The 14894-nt window shown below is 67.7% G+C and carries 12 protein-coding genes; 8 read left to right on the forward strand and 4 right to left on the reverse strand.

Annotation, left to right across the window (positions count from 1 at the left end; all coding sequences use genetic code 11):
- Entirely contained in the window at positions 1–2712 is a 2712-nt protein-coding gene (gene aceE / locus ODI_RS12235; protein WP_067750163.1) for a pyruvate dehydrogenase (acetyl-transferring), homodimeric type, read from the reverse strand.
- A 309-nt stretch (positions 2713–3021) separates the two neighbouring features.
- On the opposite strand from aceE, the gene ODI_RS12240 reads away from it, so the two are divergent.
- The 6 genes from ODI_RS12240 to ODI_RS12265 all read left to right on the forward strand — a co-directional run bounded on the left by ODI_RS12240 (position 3022) and on the right by ODI_RS12265 (position 9508).
- Entirely contained in the window at positions 3022–4776 is a 1755-nt protein-coding gene (locus ODI_RS12240; RefSeq protein WP_067750161.1) for a PAS domain-containing sensor histidine kinase, read from the forward strand.
- On the forward strand, positions 4773–5399 hold the full coding sequence (locus ODI_RS12245; protein WP_067750159.1) for a response regulator transcription factor: 627 nt from the start codon (positions 4773–4775) through the stop codon (positions 5397–5399). Before ODI_RS12240 ends, ODI_RS12245 begins: the two co-directional genes overlap by 4 nt.
- Positions 5396–6265 carry a bifunctional methylenetetrahydrofolate dehydrogenase/methenyltetrahydrofolate cyclohydrolase FolD gene (gene folD / locus ODI_RS12250; protein ID WP_067750157.1) on the forward strand — a complete coding sequence of 290 codons (870 nt, stop codon included), beginning with the start codon at positions 5396–5398 and terminating at the stop codon, positions 6263–6265. The genes ODI_RS12245 and folD overlap by 4 nt, the downstream gene beginning before the upstream one ends.
- Before the next feature lie 125 nt (positions 6266–6390).
- Positions 6391–8454 (forward strand): M3 family metallopeptidase, encoded by a 2064-nt coding sequence (locus tag ODI_RS12255; protein ID WP_067758905.1) that lies wholly within the window; start codon positions 6391–6393, stop codon positions 8452–8454.
- 47 nt (positions 8455–8501) lie between these two features.
- Entirely contained in the window at positions 8502–9116 is a 615-nt protein-coding gene (locus ODI_RS12260) for an SCO family protein (RefSeq protein ID WP_067758902.1), read from the forward strand.
- Positions 9117–9259: 143 nt separating this feature from the next.
- The gene (locus ODI_RS12265) at positions 9260–9508 is read left to right on the forward strand and encodes a GlsB/YeaQ/YmgE family stress response membrane protein (RefSeq protein ID WP_067758900.1); all 249 of its coding nucleotides are present in this window, start codon (positions 9260–9262) and stop codon (positions 9506–9508) included.
- Between the two features lie 39 nt (positions 9509–9547).
- Here ODI_RS12265 and ODI_RS12270 read toward each other — a convergent pair whose 3' ends face one another.
- Both ODI_RS12270 and ODI_RS12275 read right to left on the reverse strand, forming a co-directional pair.
- Entirely contained in the window at positions 9548–10981 is a 1434-nt protein-coding gene (locus tag ODI_RS12270) for a dihydrolipoyl dehydrogenase (protein ID WP_067758897.1), read from the reverse strand.
- Between the two features lie 38 nt (positions 10982–11019).
- Positions 11020–11235: a heavy-metal-associated domain-containing protein gene (locus ODI_RS12275; protein WP_067758895.1), complete on the reverse strand. Its 216-nt coding sequence runs from the start codon at positions 11233–11235 to the stop codon at positions 11020–11022.
- A 255-nt stretch (positions 11236–11490) separates the two neighbouring features.
- Between ODI_RS12275 and ODI_RS12280 the strand changes: the two genes are divergently transcribed.
- Together ODI_RS12280 and cueR are read left to right on the forward strand one after the other, a co-directional pair.
- Complete coding sequence (locus ODI_RS12280) at positions 11491–13794, forward strand: heavy metal translocating P-type ATPase (RefSeq protein ID WP_067758892.1); 2304 nt, start codon at positions 11491–11493, stop codon at positions 13792–13794.
- A complete protein-coding gene (gene cueR / locus ODI_RS12285; RefSeq protein WP_067758888.1) occupies positions 13791–14231 on the forward strand; it encodes a Cu(I)-responsive transcriptional regulator in 441 nt (146 codons plus the stop codon). Before ODI_RS12280 ends, cueR begins: the two co-directional genes overlap by 4 nt.
- 47 nt (positions 14232–14278) lie before the next feature.
- Here cueR and ODI_RS12290 read toward each other — a convergent pair whose 3' ends face one another.
- Entirely contained in the window at positions 14279–14869 is a 591-nt protein-coding gene (locus ODI_RS12290; RefSeq protein WP_408635945.1) for a nitroreductase family protein, read from the reverse strand.
- Positions 14870–14894: the final 25 nt, after the last annotated feature.

The following is a 14894-nucleotide window of genomic DNA, read 5'->3' on the forward strand; positions in this document are numbered from 1 at the left end:
TCAGGCGTATTGCGGGTTGGCTTTTTTGGGATCGATGCCGTACTTCTTGATGGCTTCGGCCACTTTCTCCAGCGGCAGCTTGCCTTCGTCGGCCAGCGCCTTCAGCGCGGCGACGGTGACGAAGCGGCGGTCAACCTCGAAGTGCTCGCGCAGCTTGGCGCGGAAGTCCGAGCGGCCGAAACCGTCGGTGCCCAGCACACGGTATTCGCGGCCCTTGGGCATGAACTGGCGGATCTGGTCGGCGAACAGCTTCATGTAGTCCGTGGACGCGATGATCGGGCCCTCGGTCTTTTCCAGCTGCTGCGTGACGTAGGGCACGGGCTGCTTCTTGTCGGTCGGATGCAGCAGCGCGTGGCGCTCTGCGTCCAGGCCGTCGCGGCGCAGTTCGGTGAAGCTGGTGACGCTCCAGACGTCCGAGGCGATGCCCCAGTCGGCTTCCAGGAGTTCCTGGGCGGCCATGACTTCACGCAGGATCGTGCCCGAGCCCATCAGCTGGACGCGCTGCTTGCCCTTGCCGTGCGACTTCAGCTTGTACATGCCCCGGATGATGCCTTCCTCGTCGCCGGCGGTCAGGCCAGGCTGCGGGTAGTTTTCGTTCATCACCGTCAGGTAGTAGTACACGTTCTCCTGGTCTTCGACCATGCGCTTCATGCCGTGCTGGATGATGACGGCCAGTTCGTGCGCGAAGGTCGGGTCGTAGGACACGCAGTTCGGGATGGTCGAGGCCAGGATGTGGCTGTGGCCGTCTTCGTGCTGCAGGCCTTCGCCGTTCAGCGTCGTGCGGCCGGCGGTGCCGCCCAGCAGGAAGCCGCGGGCCTGCATGTCGCCGGCGGCCCAGGCCAGGTCGCCCACGCGCTGGAAGCCGAACATGGAGTAGTAGATGAAGAACGGCACCATGATGCGGTTGTTCGTGGAGTACGACGTGGCCGCCGCGATCCACGAGCTGAACGCGCCCGCTTCGTTGATGCCTTCCTGCAGGAGCTGGCCGTCGGCCGCTTCCTTGTAGTACATGACCTGGTCCTTGTCGACCGGCACGTACTTCTGGCCTTCCGGCGCATAGATGCCGATCTGGCGGAACAGGCCTTCCATGCCGAAGGTGCGCGATTCGTCAGCCAGGATGGGCACGACGCGCGGACCAACGTCCTTGTCGCGCAGGACCTGGTTCAGCACGCGCACGAAGGCTTGCGTGGTCGAGATTTCGCGGCCTTCCGCGGTGGGTTCCAGCACGGCCTTGAAGGCTTCCAGCTTGGGGGCCTTCAGTTGCTCGTCGGCCTTCACGCGGCGCGCGGGCAGGTAACCGCCCAGGGCCTTGCGGCGTTCGTGCAGGTACTTCATTTCCGGCGAGTCTTCGGCGGGCTTGAAGTACGGCAGCTTTTCCAGCTGGTCGTCCGGCACGGGAATGTTGAAGCGGTCGCGGAATTCGCGGATCGCTTCCACGTCCAGCTTCTTCTGCTGGTGGGTGGGGTTCTTGGCCTGGCCGACCTGACCCAGGCCGTAGCCCTTGATGGTCTTGGCCAGGATCACGGTGGGCTGGCCTTCATGCTTGGTGGCCGCGTCGAAGGCGGCAAACACCTTGTGCGGATCGTGGCCGCCGCGGTTCAGGCGCCAGATGTCGTCGTCGCTCATGCGGGCGACCATTTCCAGCAGCTTGGGGTGCTTGCCGAAGAAGTTCTCGCGCACGAACTTGCCGTCATTGGCCTTGTAGGCCTGGTATTCGCCGTCGACCGCCTCTTCCATGATGCGGCGCAGGATGCCTTCCTTGTCGCGGGCCAGCAGGGGATCCCAGTAGCCGCCCCAGATCAGCTTCACGACGTTCCAGCCGCTGCCGCGGAAGTCGCCTTCCAGTTCCTGGATGATCTTGCCGTTGCCGCGCACCGGGCCGTCGAGGCGCTGCAGGTTGCAGTTGATGACGAAGACCAGGTTGTCCAGCTTCTCGCGCGCAGCCAGGCTGATGGCGCCCAGCGATTCCGGCTCGTCCATTTCGCCGTCGCCGCAGAACACCCAGACCTTGCGCTTGCTGGTGTCGGCGATGCCGCGGGCGTGCAGGTATTTCAGGAAGCGCGCCTGGTAGATGGCCATCAGCGGGCCCAGGCCCATGGACACGGTGGGGAACTGCCAGAATTCCGGCATCAGCTTGGGATGCGGATAGGAGGACAGGCCCTTGCCGTCGACTTCCTGGCGGAAATGGTCCAGTTGCTCTTCGGTCAGGCGGCCTTCGAGGTAGGCGCGGCCGTACATGCCCGGCGAGGTGTGGCCCTGGAAATAGACCAGGTCGCCGCCGTGGTCCTCGGACTCGGCGTGCCAGAAGTGGTTCTGGCCGCAGCCGATCATGGTGGCCAGCGAGGCGAACGACGCGATGTGGCCGCCCAGGTCGCCGCCATCGGGCGGATTGTGCTTGTTGGCCTTGACCACCATGGCCATGGCGTTCCAGCGAACGTACGAGCGGATGCGGGCCTCGAGTTCGAGGTTGCCGGGATGGGCGGGCTCCAGGCCGGCCGGGATGGTATTCAGGTAGGCCGTGTTCGGCGAATACGGAATGTGCGCGCCCGAGCGGCGGGCCTCGTCGATCAGGCGCTCAAGCAGGTAGTGGGCGCGCTCGGGACCTTCGTTTTCGAGGACGGCGGACAGGGCTTCCAGCCATTCCTGGGTTTCTTGCGTGTCTTCGTCGTTGGCAGCAGACTGCGCGCCACCATTAAGGGCGAAAGAGGACATCTTGTGTCTCCAGTGGGGTTTCGCGACCGTGCCGGGCATGTTGCGCCAGGCGACTCAAGCCCCCGATCCAGCCGGGCCGACCCTGTGATTATCTGTTCAGTTAACGGCAAGAGGGGTATGGCAACTTCTCCCGGCATTCTAGGGAATGTGGACAAGGCCGGGCAAGCAATATTCCACCTTGCGAGATGTATTTTCATAATGTGAAAATACAGGAGGGTTCTCCTGGGTGGAACCCCCCTGTGGCGCAAGGCGACGGCAGCGACTTCTCCGCCCGAATTAGAATAGCGCCGTTGCTTTCATCATCCTGACATGGCCAGCCCTCCCAAGTCCTATATCGCCACGCAGTTCCACGACCACGCCCGCCTGCGCCGGCGCGGCTGGTACTGGCTGACGCCCGTGGTCGTGCTGGTCCTGTACCTGTGCGTGATGGGCGTCTTCTTCTGGCTGCAGCGCATCCGCGACGACAGCGTCATGTTCGTCACCATCGACCAGGAGTTGCGCCAGCAGCGCCTGACCTGGCTGGTGCTGGCGCTGTCCTGCGTGATCGTGATCAGCCTGCTGGCCCTGTGGCGCTATACCCGCTACCGCTCGGAGGCCGAGGCGGCCCAGGCGGCGGAAACCAGCTTCCGGCGCGCCATGGAGAACTCCATGTCCACCGGCATGCGCGTGCTGGACATGGAGGGCCGCATCGCCTATGTGAACCCGGCCTTCTGCCGCATGATCGGCTGGAACGAGGCCGACCTGATCGGCCGCAGCCCGCCCTTCCCTTATTGGGTGCCGGGCCGCCACGAGCAGCACCAGCACACCCTCGACCTGCTGATGTCGGGCAACGCGCCCAGCAGCGGCCTGGAGGTCGAATCCCAGCGCCGCGACGGTTCGCGCTTCACCGCCCGCATGTATGTCTCGCCGCTGCGCGACCCGAACGGCGACCAGATTGGCTGGATGACGTCGATGACCGACATCACCGAGCCCAAGCGCATCCGCGAGGCCCTGACGGCCGCCCACGAGCGCTTCATGACGGTGCTGGAAGGCCTGGATGACGCCATTTCCGTCACCGCCGACACCCAGGACGGCCTGGAGCTGCTGTTCGCCAACCGCACCTACCGCCGGGTTTTCGGCGCCCAGACCGACGGCCACGAGGAACTGCTGGCCGGCCGGCGCGGCCGCTTCACCGATGAGTCGGTGGAGGTGTTCGCGCCGTCGGTGCAACGCTGGTTCGAAGTGCATCACCGCATGCTGGCCTGGACCGACGGCCGCCGGGTGCGCCTGCAGGTGGCGCGCGACATCACCGAGCGCCGCAAGCACGAAGAGGCATCGCGGGTGCAGCAGGAGAAGATCCAGCTCACCAGCCGCCTCACCACCATGGGCGAGATGGCCTCCTCGCTGGCGCACGAGCTGAACCAGCCGCTGACGGCCATTGCCAACTACAGCATGGGCGCGGTCGCCATGCTGCGGTCCGGCAATGCCGATCCCGAGCGCCTGCTGCCCGCCCTGGAAAAAGCGGCATCGCAGGCCGAACGCGCCGGCAAGATCATCAGCCGCATCCGTGAATTCGTGAAGCGCAGCGAACCGCGCCGCCAATCGGTGCCCATCACCCAGATACTGGACAATGCCGTCGCGTTCGCGGAAATCGACTCGCGCAAGCGCCGCATCAGCATCGCGCAGCAGGTGCCGGCCGACCTGCCGAACGCGCTGGCCGACCCGATCCTGATCGAGCAGGTACTCTTGAACCTGCTCAAGAATGGCCTGGAAGCCATGGAAAAAAGCACCGTCGACACCTTGCGGGTCGTGGTGCAGCAGCAGGAAAATCAGCTGGAAGTCGCCGTGATCGACGCGGGCCACGGCCTGGCCGACCCCGAGCGCCTGTTCGAGCCGTTCTTCAGCACCAAGTCCGAAGGCCTGGGCATGGGGCTGAACATTTGCCGCACCATCATCGAGTCCCACCACGGACGCCTGTGGGCCGAAGCCAATCCCACCGGCGGTACCATTTTCCGCTTTACCCTGCCTTGCGCCGCGCCACAAGCGCCTATCCAACGCGATAAGTCCGAGGAGTTGCCTGCATGAACATGCCCCACCAAGCGAGTACCGTCTACATCGTGGACGATGATGAAGCGGTCCGCGATTCGCTGCGATGGCTGCTGGAAGCCAATGGCTACCGGGTGCGCGCCTACGCCAATGCCGAGATCTTCCTGGCGGAATACGACGCCGACCAGGTCGGGGTGCTGATCGCCGACGTGCGCATGCCCGGCATGAGCGGCCTGGAACTCCAGGAGCAGCTGCTGGCCCGCAAGGCGCCCTTGCCCGTCGTCTTCATCACCGGCCACGGCGACGTGCCGATGGCGGTGTCGACCATGAAGAAAGGCGCCGTGGACTTCCTGGAGAAGCCCTTCAACGAATCCGACCTGCGCGAGATCGTTGCCCGCATGCTTGAGCAGGCCAACCAGCGCGTCACGCAGGCCAATGCCCAGCGCACCCACGACGCCATGCTGGCGCGCCTGACCGCGCGCGAGCAGCAAGTGCTGGAACGCATCGTCGCGGGCCGGCTGAACAAGCAGATCGCCGACGACCTCGGCATCAGCATCAAGACGGTGGAGGCGCATCGCGCCAACATCATGGAAAAACTCGAAGTCACTACGGTTGCAGATTTGATGAAAGTTGCATTGACCAAACCCGAGGCGCACGCATGACGGCGCGCATCATCGACGGCGCGGCGCTGTCCGAGCAGATCCGCGCGGAAGTCGCCCAACGCGCGGCCAGCCTCACGGCCCGCGGCATCACCCCTGGCCTGGCCGTGGTCCTGGTGGGCGAGAACGCCGCCTCCCAGGTCTATGTCCGCAACAAGGTCAAGGCCTGCGAGAAGGCGGGCATGCATTCGGTCCTGGAGCAGTTCCCCGCGTCCATGACCGAGGAAGAACTGCTGGCGCGCGTGAATGCGCTGAACGAAGACCCGTCCATCCACGGCATCCTCGTGCAGCTGCCCCTGCCCGCCCACATCGATGCGCACCGCGTCATCGAGACCATCGCGCCTGAAAAGGACGTGGATGGCTTCCACATCAGCAACGCCGGCCTGCTCATGACCGGCCAGCCGCTGTTCCGTCCGTGCACGCCTTACGGCGTCATGAAGATGCTCGAATCCGAGCAGGTGCCGCTGCGCGGCGCCGAGGCCGTGATCGTCGGCGCCAGCAATATCGTGGGCAAGCCCATGGCCATGCTGCTGCTGGCCGCCGGCGCCACGGTGACGCTGTGCAACTCCAAGACGCGCGACCTGGGCGCCCAGACCCGCCGCGCCGACGTGCTGGTGGTGGCCACCGGCAAGGCCGGCATCGTCACCGGCGACATGGTCAAGCCCGGCGCCGTGGTCATCGACGTGGGCATCAACCGCGGCGAGGACGGCAAGCTGTGCGGCGACGTGGACTTCGCCTCGGCAAAGCTGGTGGCCGGCGCCATCACCCCCGTTCCGGGCGGCGTCGGCCCCATGACCATCGCCATGCTGCTGGTCAACACCATCGAGGCTGCCGAGCGTGCCCTGGCAGGCGCTGCCGCGCAGGCCTGACGCGCCATCCGGCCGGGGGCAACGCTGCCCGGCCGGATTCCCACCCGCCCAGCCCGGCAGCGCGGGCTTGAAATCGCGGGCCTGATCGCCACCTCATCCTTACCTCTCACTTGCCGCAACCCGCCATGAGCCTCCCCAGCGCCAATCCCCTGCTCGCCCCGGTCGCCGACCTGATCGACTACGCCGCCGTCGCGCCCGAGCATGTGGCCCCCGCCATCGAGTCCCTGCTCGTGCAAGCCCGTGCCGCGGTCGAGCATGCCGCCGATCCGGCATTGCCCGCCACCTGGGAAGCCGTGGTGCAGCCGCTGGATACCGCGTCCGAGCGCCTGTGGCGCGCGTGGTCGGTGGCCGGCCACTTGAATGCCGTCGTGAATACGCCCGCCCTGCGCGAGGCCTATAACGCGATGCTGCCCAAGGTCAGCGAGTTCTCGACCTGGGTCGGCCTGCACGAAGGGCTGTACCGGCAATACCAGCGCCTGGGCGCCTCGGCCGACTTCGCCGCCTGGCCAGCGGTGCGCCAGCGCATCGTCGAACTGGCCCTGCGCGACTTCCGCCTGGGCGGCGTCGAATTGCGGGGCGAGGCCCGTGAGCGCTACGCCGAGATCTCGGACCGCGAAGCGCAGGTGTCGCAGAAATTCTCCGAGAACGTGCTGGACAGCGTGGACGCGTGGTCGCTGATCGTGACGGACGAGGCGGAACTCGACGGCCTGCCCCAGGACGTGCGGGAAGCGGCCCACGCGGCGGCGAAGGAAGACGGCAAGGAAGGCTGGAAGCTGACGCTGAAGATGCCCTGCTACCTGCCGGTCATGCAATACGCGCGCCGCCGCGAACTGCGCGAGACGCTGTATCGCGCCTACGGCACCATCGCGTCGGAGCAGGCCGACGCGCAATACGACAACTCGCCGCTCATCGAAGAGTTGCTGGCCTTGCGCGCCGAGGAGTCCGCGCTGCTGGGCTACGCCGATTTCGCCAATCTGCGCCTGGAAACGCGCATGGCGCGCGATCCCCAGGAAGTGGCCGACTTCCTGCGTGACCTGGCACGCCGCGCGCGGCCGCACGCGGAGCAGGACCTGGCCGAACTGCGCGCCTATGCCGCCAAGGAGCTGGGCCTGGACGAACTGGCCCCGTGGGACATGGCCTTTGCGTCCGAACGGCTGCGCGAAGCCCGCTACGCCTATTCCGATGACGAGGTGAAGCGTTATTTCACCGAGCCCACCGTGCTGGCGGGCCTTTTCTCGGTCATCGAGAAACTGTTCCAGGTGCGCCTGGAAGAGCAGGCCGTCTCGTCCTGGCACAAATCGGTGCGCGGCGTGCGCGTCACCACGCCCGAGGGCGCCACGCTGGGCCACCTGTACCTCGACCTGCACGCCCGCTCGGGCAAGCAGGGCGGGGCCTGGGTGGACAGCGAGCGCAGCCGCCGCGCCATCGCCGGCGCCGTCCAGACGCCGGTGGTCTACCTGACCTGCAATTTCGCCCAGCCGCTGGGCGACAAGCCCGCGCTGCTCACGCACGACGACGTCATCACCCTCTTCCATGAAACCGGCCACGCGCTGCACGCGCTGCTGTCGGACGTGGACGAGCCCGGCGCCTCGGCCTTCGCAAGCGTGGAATGGGACGCCATCGAACTGCCCTCGCAGTTCATGGAGAACTTCTGCTGGGAGTGGGACGTGGTGCGCGTGCTGTCCGCCCATGCCGACAGCGGCGAGCCGCTGCCGCGCGCACTGTTCGACAAGCTCGTGGCGGCCCGCAACTTCCAGAGCGGCATGCAGATGGTGCGGCAGGTGGAATTCTCGCTGTTCGACATCCTGCTGCATGGCAAGGCCGAGCGCGTCTCCATCGCGCAGGTCATGAGCCTGCTGGGCGAGGTGCGCCAGGAGGTCTCGGTGGTATTCCCGCCCGAGTGGCACCGCCTGCCCCACGCCTTCTCGCACCTGTTCGCCGGCGGCTATGGCGCGGGCTATTACAGCTACAAGTGGGCCGAGGTGCTGTCGGCCGACGCTTACAGCGCCTTCGAAGAGGCCGCCAAGACCGCAGGCAGCACGCTGGACGCCGACACCGGCATGCGCTTTCGCCGTGAAGTGCTGGCGGTGGGCGGCTCCCGTCCGGCGGCGGATTCCTTCAAGGCCTTCCGCGGCCGCGACCCTTCCATCGATGCCCTGCTGCGTCACAGCGGCATGCTGGCGGCCTGAGCGGCAGCCTCCTCATGCGGCACTGACCACGTCCCAGGATTCCGGCCATGAAGCGACTGTCCCGCCTTTCCCGCCTGCTGATCGCCGCCGTGGCGGCGGCCACGCTGTCGGCCTGCAATCCGAACTCGGAAGAATGGTCGCTGTATGACGTGAAGGGCCACGTGCCCAACCTGTCCTTCACACTGTCGGCCGCGGGCGGCAAGACCCTGACCGAGAAGGACCTGAAGGACAAGACGGTGCTCATGTTCTTCGGCTACGCCAGTTGCCCGGACGTCTGTCCGACCACCATGGCGCAGTTGAACGAAGTCATGCAGCGCCTGGGGCCCGAGGCGGCCGAGAAGGTGCGCATCCTGTTCATCAGTGTCGACCCCCACCGCGACACGCCTGACGTGCTGCAGGCGTATGTCGATGCCTTCAGCCCGAACGCCGTCGGGCTGACCGGCACGCCCCGCCAGGTGGCGGACCTGGCGCGCCGCTATCGCGTGGCGTTCGAGATCGAGAAGCCGCGGCCCGGCGATGACGCCGACGTCTATGAAGTCAGCCACAGCCGGGGCATCTACGTCTTCGACAATCGGGGCCGTGCCCGCCTGCTGGCCTCGGACTCCGAGTCGGTCGAGGCGCTGACCCACGACCTGCGGCAATTGCTGGCGCAAACCTCCTGACACGCCCTCGTGCCTGGCCGGAAGATGCCGGGCGCGCTTCCCTTCCGAGAGACTTTGTCACACGTCGCGGGGCCGCTCACCGCTATCATCGGTGAGCGGCGCACATCCGTGCGCCGCCCGCATGCACAGCAAGGAGCAGCAGCATGAGCATTCTCATCATGATCATCGTCGGCTTCATCGTCGGCCTCATTGCCCGGGCAGTCCTGCCCGGCGAGCAGAAGATGGGCTTCATCCTCACCACGCTGCTGGGCATTGCCGGGGCACTGGTGGCCGGCTTCGCGGGCCAGCAGATGGGCTGGTACGCACCCGGCGAACCGGCGGGATGGATCGCTTCCGTGATTGGCGCGATCATCCTGCTGGTCGTCGTGGGCCTGCTGCGCCGCGCTGGCTGAGGTCATGGCCTGAGGCCGGGGTGGCTATCAGGAGTGGCTTCAGGCCTGCGGCGGGCCTTCTCGGCAGTCACGCGGGTCCGCCGCGCATTTCACCTTGGCCTGGGCATCGCGCAAGGCCGTGCGCAGGCCTTCCTCGATGACGGGGTGATAGAACGGCATCTGCAGCATCTGCGCCACCGTCAGTTCCTGCTGCCTTGCCCAGGCCAGCAGATGGGCCAGGTGTTCGCCGCTGGGCGCGATCATCTCGGCGCCCAGAAACCGCCCTGTCGCGGTCTCCGCATACACATGCAGCCGCCCGGCGTTGCGCAGCATCACGCGCGAGCGCCCCTGGTCGGAGAAATCGACCTCGCCGATCACGAAGGTGCCGGGTGACAGATCACGGTAGCGGCAGCCGGCCTGCGCGATCTGCGGATCGGTGAAGACGATGGCCAGCGGCGCCCGGCGCTCGCCGGGCTGAACGTCGGGATAGCGCGCGGCGTTGCCGCCGGCGATCTTGCCTTCGTCGGAGGCCTCGTGCAGCAAGGGAAGATCCTGGTTGGCGTCGCCAGCAATGAAGACGGGCGAGTCGCCGATGCGCAAGGTGTTCGTGTCGTAGACCGGCACGCCACGATCATCCAGCGGCAGCCCCGCCGCAGCCAGATCCAGGCCGTCCAGGTTCGGCTTGCGGCCCGTGGCCACCAGCGCAAAGTCGAAACGCTCGGTTTGCGCCACGCCGTCCAGGTCGATATAGCGCACCACCACCTCATCGCCATCGCGCCGCGTTTCCTTCACGTCGGCCTTGGGGTCGAGGTAGAAGCTCTCGCGCATCAGGCCCAGCGCCTGCTCGCGGATGACGGGGTCGCCCAGGCCTGCCAGGCTGCCGCCCTTGCCGAACATGCGCACCGTCACGCCCAGGCGCGCCAAGGCCTGTCCCAGTTCCACCCCGATGATGCCGGGGCCGAACACGGCGACACGCTTGGGCAGGTCGTCCCACGCGAACACGTCGTCATTGACGATGGCGAGCTCGCCCAGCGCCTTCAGGGGCTCGGGCACGATGGGCGAGGAGCCTGTGGCAATGACGACGCTGCGCGCATGCACCTCGGTGTGATCGTCCACGCGCAGCACCGTGGGCGAGACGAAGCGCGCGTGGCCAGTGAGCTTGTCCTCGTCGGGCATCTGCGCCACGCTGCGCAGCACGAAGCCCACGAAGCGGTCCCGCTCGCGCTTGACGCGCGCCATGACCTCGCGGCCTTCGATGCGTATCGTGCCGTCGACGTGAACGCCGAATGGGGCGGTGTGGGCCGCGGCATGCGCCGCCTCGGCGGCGGCGATCAGCAGCTTGGAGGGCATGCAGCCCACCCGCGCGCAGGTGGTGCCGTGCTCTCCGCCCTCGATCAGCAAGGCCCGCTTGCCCGCGTTACGCACGGCACGGTAGGCCGACAGGCCAGCCGAGCCCGCGCCGATGATGGCCACATCGGTGTCCAGTCTCTTCATGTCAGGGGTTCCTTCGCGCGTTGGAGGACGGTTGTCCGTCAGGCCTGGTCTTCCACGATCTCGCTGGGCGAATAGCCGGCCTCGCGGATTGCCGCCTCGATGCGGTCGCCCTCGGTGGCGCCCACCACCGCGACGGTCTGGGTCGCCAGGTCCACATTCACCTGCACCCCGGTGCTGGCCGCCTGCACGGCCTCGGTGATGGTCTTCACGCAGTGTTCGCAGCTCATGTCGGGAACGTGATAGCGGATGGTCATGGCGAAACTCCTTATCTTGTTGTGATGCCCCGGCGGGCGGATGCGCCACGCACTGGCAAGCAACGCCAGGATAAACCCGCCCGTCGTGGGAAGGTCAAGCCAGGGATGGTGAGCCAGCGTAGAGGTCTGTAACCCGCGCCGGACCTGACCAGCCCGCCGCCTGGCATCGGCGCTCGGACAAGGCCCCGTTGACCTTGCCATAATGGGAAGGATGATACTGCCCACGTCGATGCGTTTCCGTCTGGAGAAGACGCCATGAATACTCCCTCTCCCACGCCAACAGGCGGCCATCTGGATCTCGCGATCTCGGGCATGACCTGCGCCGCCTGCGTGCGCCGCGTGGAAAAGGCGCTGTCGGGCGTGCCCGGCGTGGCCGCGGCCCAGGTCAACCTGGCCACCGAACGCGCCCGCGTGGCCCTGGATGGCCCGGGCGCGACGGCACAGGCCCTGGCCGACGCGGTCAAGCGCGTGGGTTACACCGCCACCGTGGTGGAAGACCCGGCGCGCCAGCACGCGGCGCAGGCTGCCGAGCGCGAACAGGCTACCCGCCGCCTGACGCGTGCCTTCCTCATCGCCGCCCTCCTCACCCTGCCCGTCTTCCTGCTCGAGATGGGCGCGCATGCCAGCGCCACGCTGCACCACTGGATCCATGCCACGCTGGGCGAGGCGCGCAGCCAGCAACTGCAGGCCGTGCTGACCACAGTGGTGCTGGCCGGCCCCGGCTGGCCCTTCTTCCGACTGGGCGTGGCAGCGCTCTGGCAGCGCGCGCCCGACATGAACTCGCTGGTGGCGCTGGGCGCCGGCAGCGCATGGGGCTATTCCATGGTGTCCCTGCTGGCGCCGCAATGGCTGCCCGACGGCACGGCACACATCTACTTCGAGGCCGCGGCCGTCATCGTGACGCTGATCCTGCTGGGCCGTGTGCTGGAGGCGCGCGCACGGGGCCGCACCGGCGCGGCGGTGCAACGGCTGATCGGCATGCAGGCACGTTCGGCATTGGTGCTGCGCGACGGCCAGATGCACGAGGTGCCGCTGGAAGCCATCCGCGTGGGCGACGTGGTGCGCGTGCGTCCCGGCGAGAAGATCCCCGTCGACGGCGAGGTCTCGGAAGGCAGTTCCTATGTCAACGAGGCCATGATCACGGGCGAGCCCGTTCCCGTCGAGAAGGCCCCCGGCGACGCCGTGACGGGCGGGACGCAGAACGGCAGCGGCAGCCTCACCCTGCGCGTCACGCAGGTGGGCGACGACACGGTGCTCGCGGGCATCATCCGCCTGGTGGAGGCCGCCCAGGGCGCGCGCCTGCCCATTCAGGCGCTGGTCGACCGGATCACGGGCTGGTTCGTGCCCGCCGTCATCGGCGTGGCGCTGGCCACCCTGTCGGCCTGGCTGCTGCTGGGCCCCTCGCCCGCGCTGGGCACGGCGCTGGTCCACGCGGTCACCGTGCTCATCATCGCCTGCCCCTGCGCCATGGGACTGGCCACGCCGACCTCCATCATGGTCGGCACGGGCCGCGCCGCCGAGCTGGGGATTCTTTTCCGCCAAGGCGATGCCCTGCAAGGCCTGCGCGACGTGCAGGCCGTCGCCTTCGACAAGACCGGCACCCTGACCGCCGGCAAGCCCGCGCTGACCGACTGGGTCGAGGTCGACGGCCAGGCACGCGGCGAAGTGCTGGGCGTGCTGGCCGCCGTGCAGGCGCATTCGGAGCACCCCATCGCCCACGCCATCCGTCAGGCGGCCAGCGAGGCAGGCATGGCGGCCTTGCCCGAGGCCCGTGCATTCCGCGCGCTGACCGGCGCAGGCGTCGAAGCCCAGGTGGATGGCGTGCGCGTCATCGCCGGCGGTGAACGGCTGATGCGGGAGGAAGGCGTGGACACCGCCGCGTGGGCCGCGCAGGCCGAAAGCTGGGGCGAGTCAGGCGGCACGCCACTGTATGTGGCGCGTGACGGTCGCCTGGCCGCTCTCTTCTGCGTCACCGACCCCATCCTGCCGCAATCGGCCCAGGCCGTCGCGGCGCTGCACGCCGAGGGCGTGCGCACCGTCATGATGACGGGCGACAACCGCCACACCGCGCAGGCCGTGGCGCAGCAGCTGGGCATCGACGACGTCCGCGCCGAGCTGCTGCCCGAGGGCAAGGTGGCCGCCATCGAGGCCCTGCGCAAGGAAGGCATGAAGGTCGCCTTCGTGGGCGACGGCATCAATGACGCGCCCGCGCTGGCCGCGGCCGACGTCGGCATCGCGCTGGGCACCGGCACGGACATCGCCATGGAGTCGGCATCGGTGGTGCTCATGTCGGATGACCTGCGCAAGGTGCCGCAGGCCATCGCCCTGTCGCGCGCCACGATGGCCAATATCCGGCAGAACCTCTTCTGGGCGTTCGCCTACAACGTCGCGCTGATTCCGCTGGCCGCCGGCCTGCTGTCGGCGCCCTTCGGCATCACGCTCACGCCCGTTTTCGCCGCGGGCGCCATGGCGCTCTCCAGCGTCTTCGTGGTGGGCAATGCCCTGCGCCTGAAAGCGCACGCACGCGGCACGGCGAACCTGATCGGGGAGCAACCATGAACATCGGCAAAGCGGCTGAGCAATCGGGCATTTCGGCCAAGATGATCCGCTATTACGAACAGGTGGGCTTGCTGCCCCTGCCGGCGCGCACCGACTCGGGCTATCGCGTCTATACGGCGCAGCACGTGCACACGCTGCGCTTCGTGCGCCGCGCGCGCGACCTGGGGTTTTCGGTCGAGCAGATGGGCGAGCTGCTGGCCCTGTGGCAGGATCGCAGCCGCGCCAGCGCGGACGTGAAGCGCATTGCGCGCCAGCAGGTGCGCGCGCTGGAGAAGAAAGCGGAAGCCTTGCAGCAGATGGCAGAGACCCTGCGCCACCTGGCCGAGCATTGCCACGGCAACGACCGGCCCGACTGCCCCATCATCGACGCGCTGGAAAACGGCCCGGACTGCTGCGGCGCGCGCCCGACCGGCGTGCACGGGCCGGGCGGCCTGTAGGACGGCGTACCGGACCTGAGCCAGGCCAGGCCGCCGGCATCGGCGTCTCAGGCGCCCACGGCCTCGCCGGTCCACACGCGCACGAAGCTCTCGGGTTCGGGACGCTTGGCAGGACCGCTGTCGGCAGCGGGCGTGCCGATGGCCAGGAAGCCCAGGAACTTGTGGTCCAGCGCATCGAAGCCCAGGGCTTCCTGCACCGCTTCCACATAGGTGCCCAGGCCGGTGCTCCAGAATGCGCCGAAACCCGACAGATGCGCCGCGTTCAGCAGGTTCATCACCGAGGCGCCCGCGGCAAGCAGTTGCTCCTGCTCGGGGATGCGGCCGCCGTGGTCGATCTTCTGTGCCACCGCCACGATCAGCGGAATCTCGGCCAGCCACTGGCGCACGGCCTTTTCCTTTTCATCCGTCATGCGCGGATCGCCGCTGGCGCGCACCGCGCCGATGGCCATGTCGGCCAGGCGGCCGATGGCCTGCGGCCCTTCGATCACGACATAGCGCCACGGGCGCAACGCGCCATGGTCGGGCGCGCATGCGGCGGCCTGGAACATCTTGCGCAGAGTCTGCGCGTCGGGGCCGGGGCCACGCAGGAATTTGGCGGAACGGCGGCTGGTCAGGGCGTGAAGGGTATCGGTCATGATGGAAACGGAGTGAATAACGGTTGGC

This window comes from Orrella dioscoreae (assembly GCF_900089455.2).
Lineage (GTDB): Bacteria > Pseudomonadota > Gammaproteobacteria > Burkholderiales > Burkholderiaceae_B > Orrella > Orrella dioscoreae.

Bases quoted from the DNA above. Each gene is read 5' to 3' on its own strand.
- ODI_RS12255 (WP_067758905.1), top strand. From the start codon at position 6,391: ATGAGCCTCCCCAGCGCCAATCCCCTGCTCGCCCCGGTCGCCGACCTG.
- aceE (WP_067750163.1), bottom strand. From the start codon at position 2,712: ATGTCCTCTTTCGCCCTTAATGGTGGCGCGCAGTCTGCTGCCAACGAC.
- folD (WP_067750157.1), top strand. From the start codon at position 5,396: ATGACGGCGCGCATCATCGACGGCGCGGCGCTGTCCGAGCAGATCCGC.
- ODI_RS12275 (WP_067758895.1), bottom strand. From the start codon at position 11,235: ATGACCATCCGCTATCACGTTCCCGACATGAGCTGCGAACACTGCGTG.
- ODI_RS12265 (WP_067758900.1), top strand. From the start codon at position 9,260: ATGAGCATTCTCATCATGATCATCGTCGGCTTCATCGTCGGCCTCATT.
- ODI_RS12240 (WP_067750161.1), top strand. From the start codon at position 3,022: ATGGCCAGCCCTCCCAAGTCCTATATCGCCACGCAGTTCCACGACCAC.
- ODI_RS12245 (WP_067750159.1), top strand. From the start codon at position 4,773: ATGAACATGCCCCACCAAGCGAGTACCGTCTACATCGTGGACGATGAT.
- ODI_RS12270 (WP_067758897.1), bottom strand. From the start codon at position 10,981: ATGAAGAGACTGGACACCGATGTGGCCATCATCGGCGCGGGCTCGGCT.
- ODI_RS12260 (WP_067758902.1), top strand. From the start codon at position 8,502: ATGAAGCGACTGTCCCGCCTTTCCCGCCTGCTGATCGCCGCCGTGGCG.
- cueR (WP_067758888.1), top strand. From the start codon at position 13,791: ATGAACATCGGCAAAGCGGCTGAGCAATCGGGCATTTCGGCCAAGATG.
- ODI_RS12280 (WP_067758892.1), top strand. From the start codon at position 11,491: ATGAATACTCCCTCTCCCACGCCAACAGGCGGCCATCTGGATCTCGCG.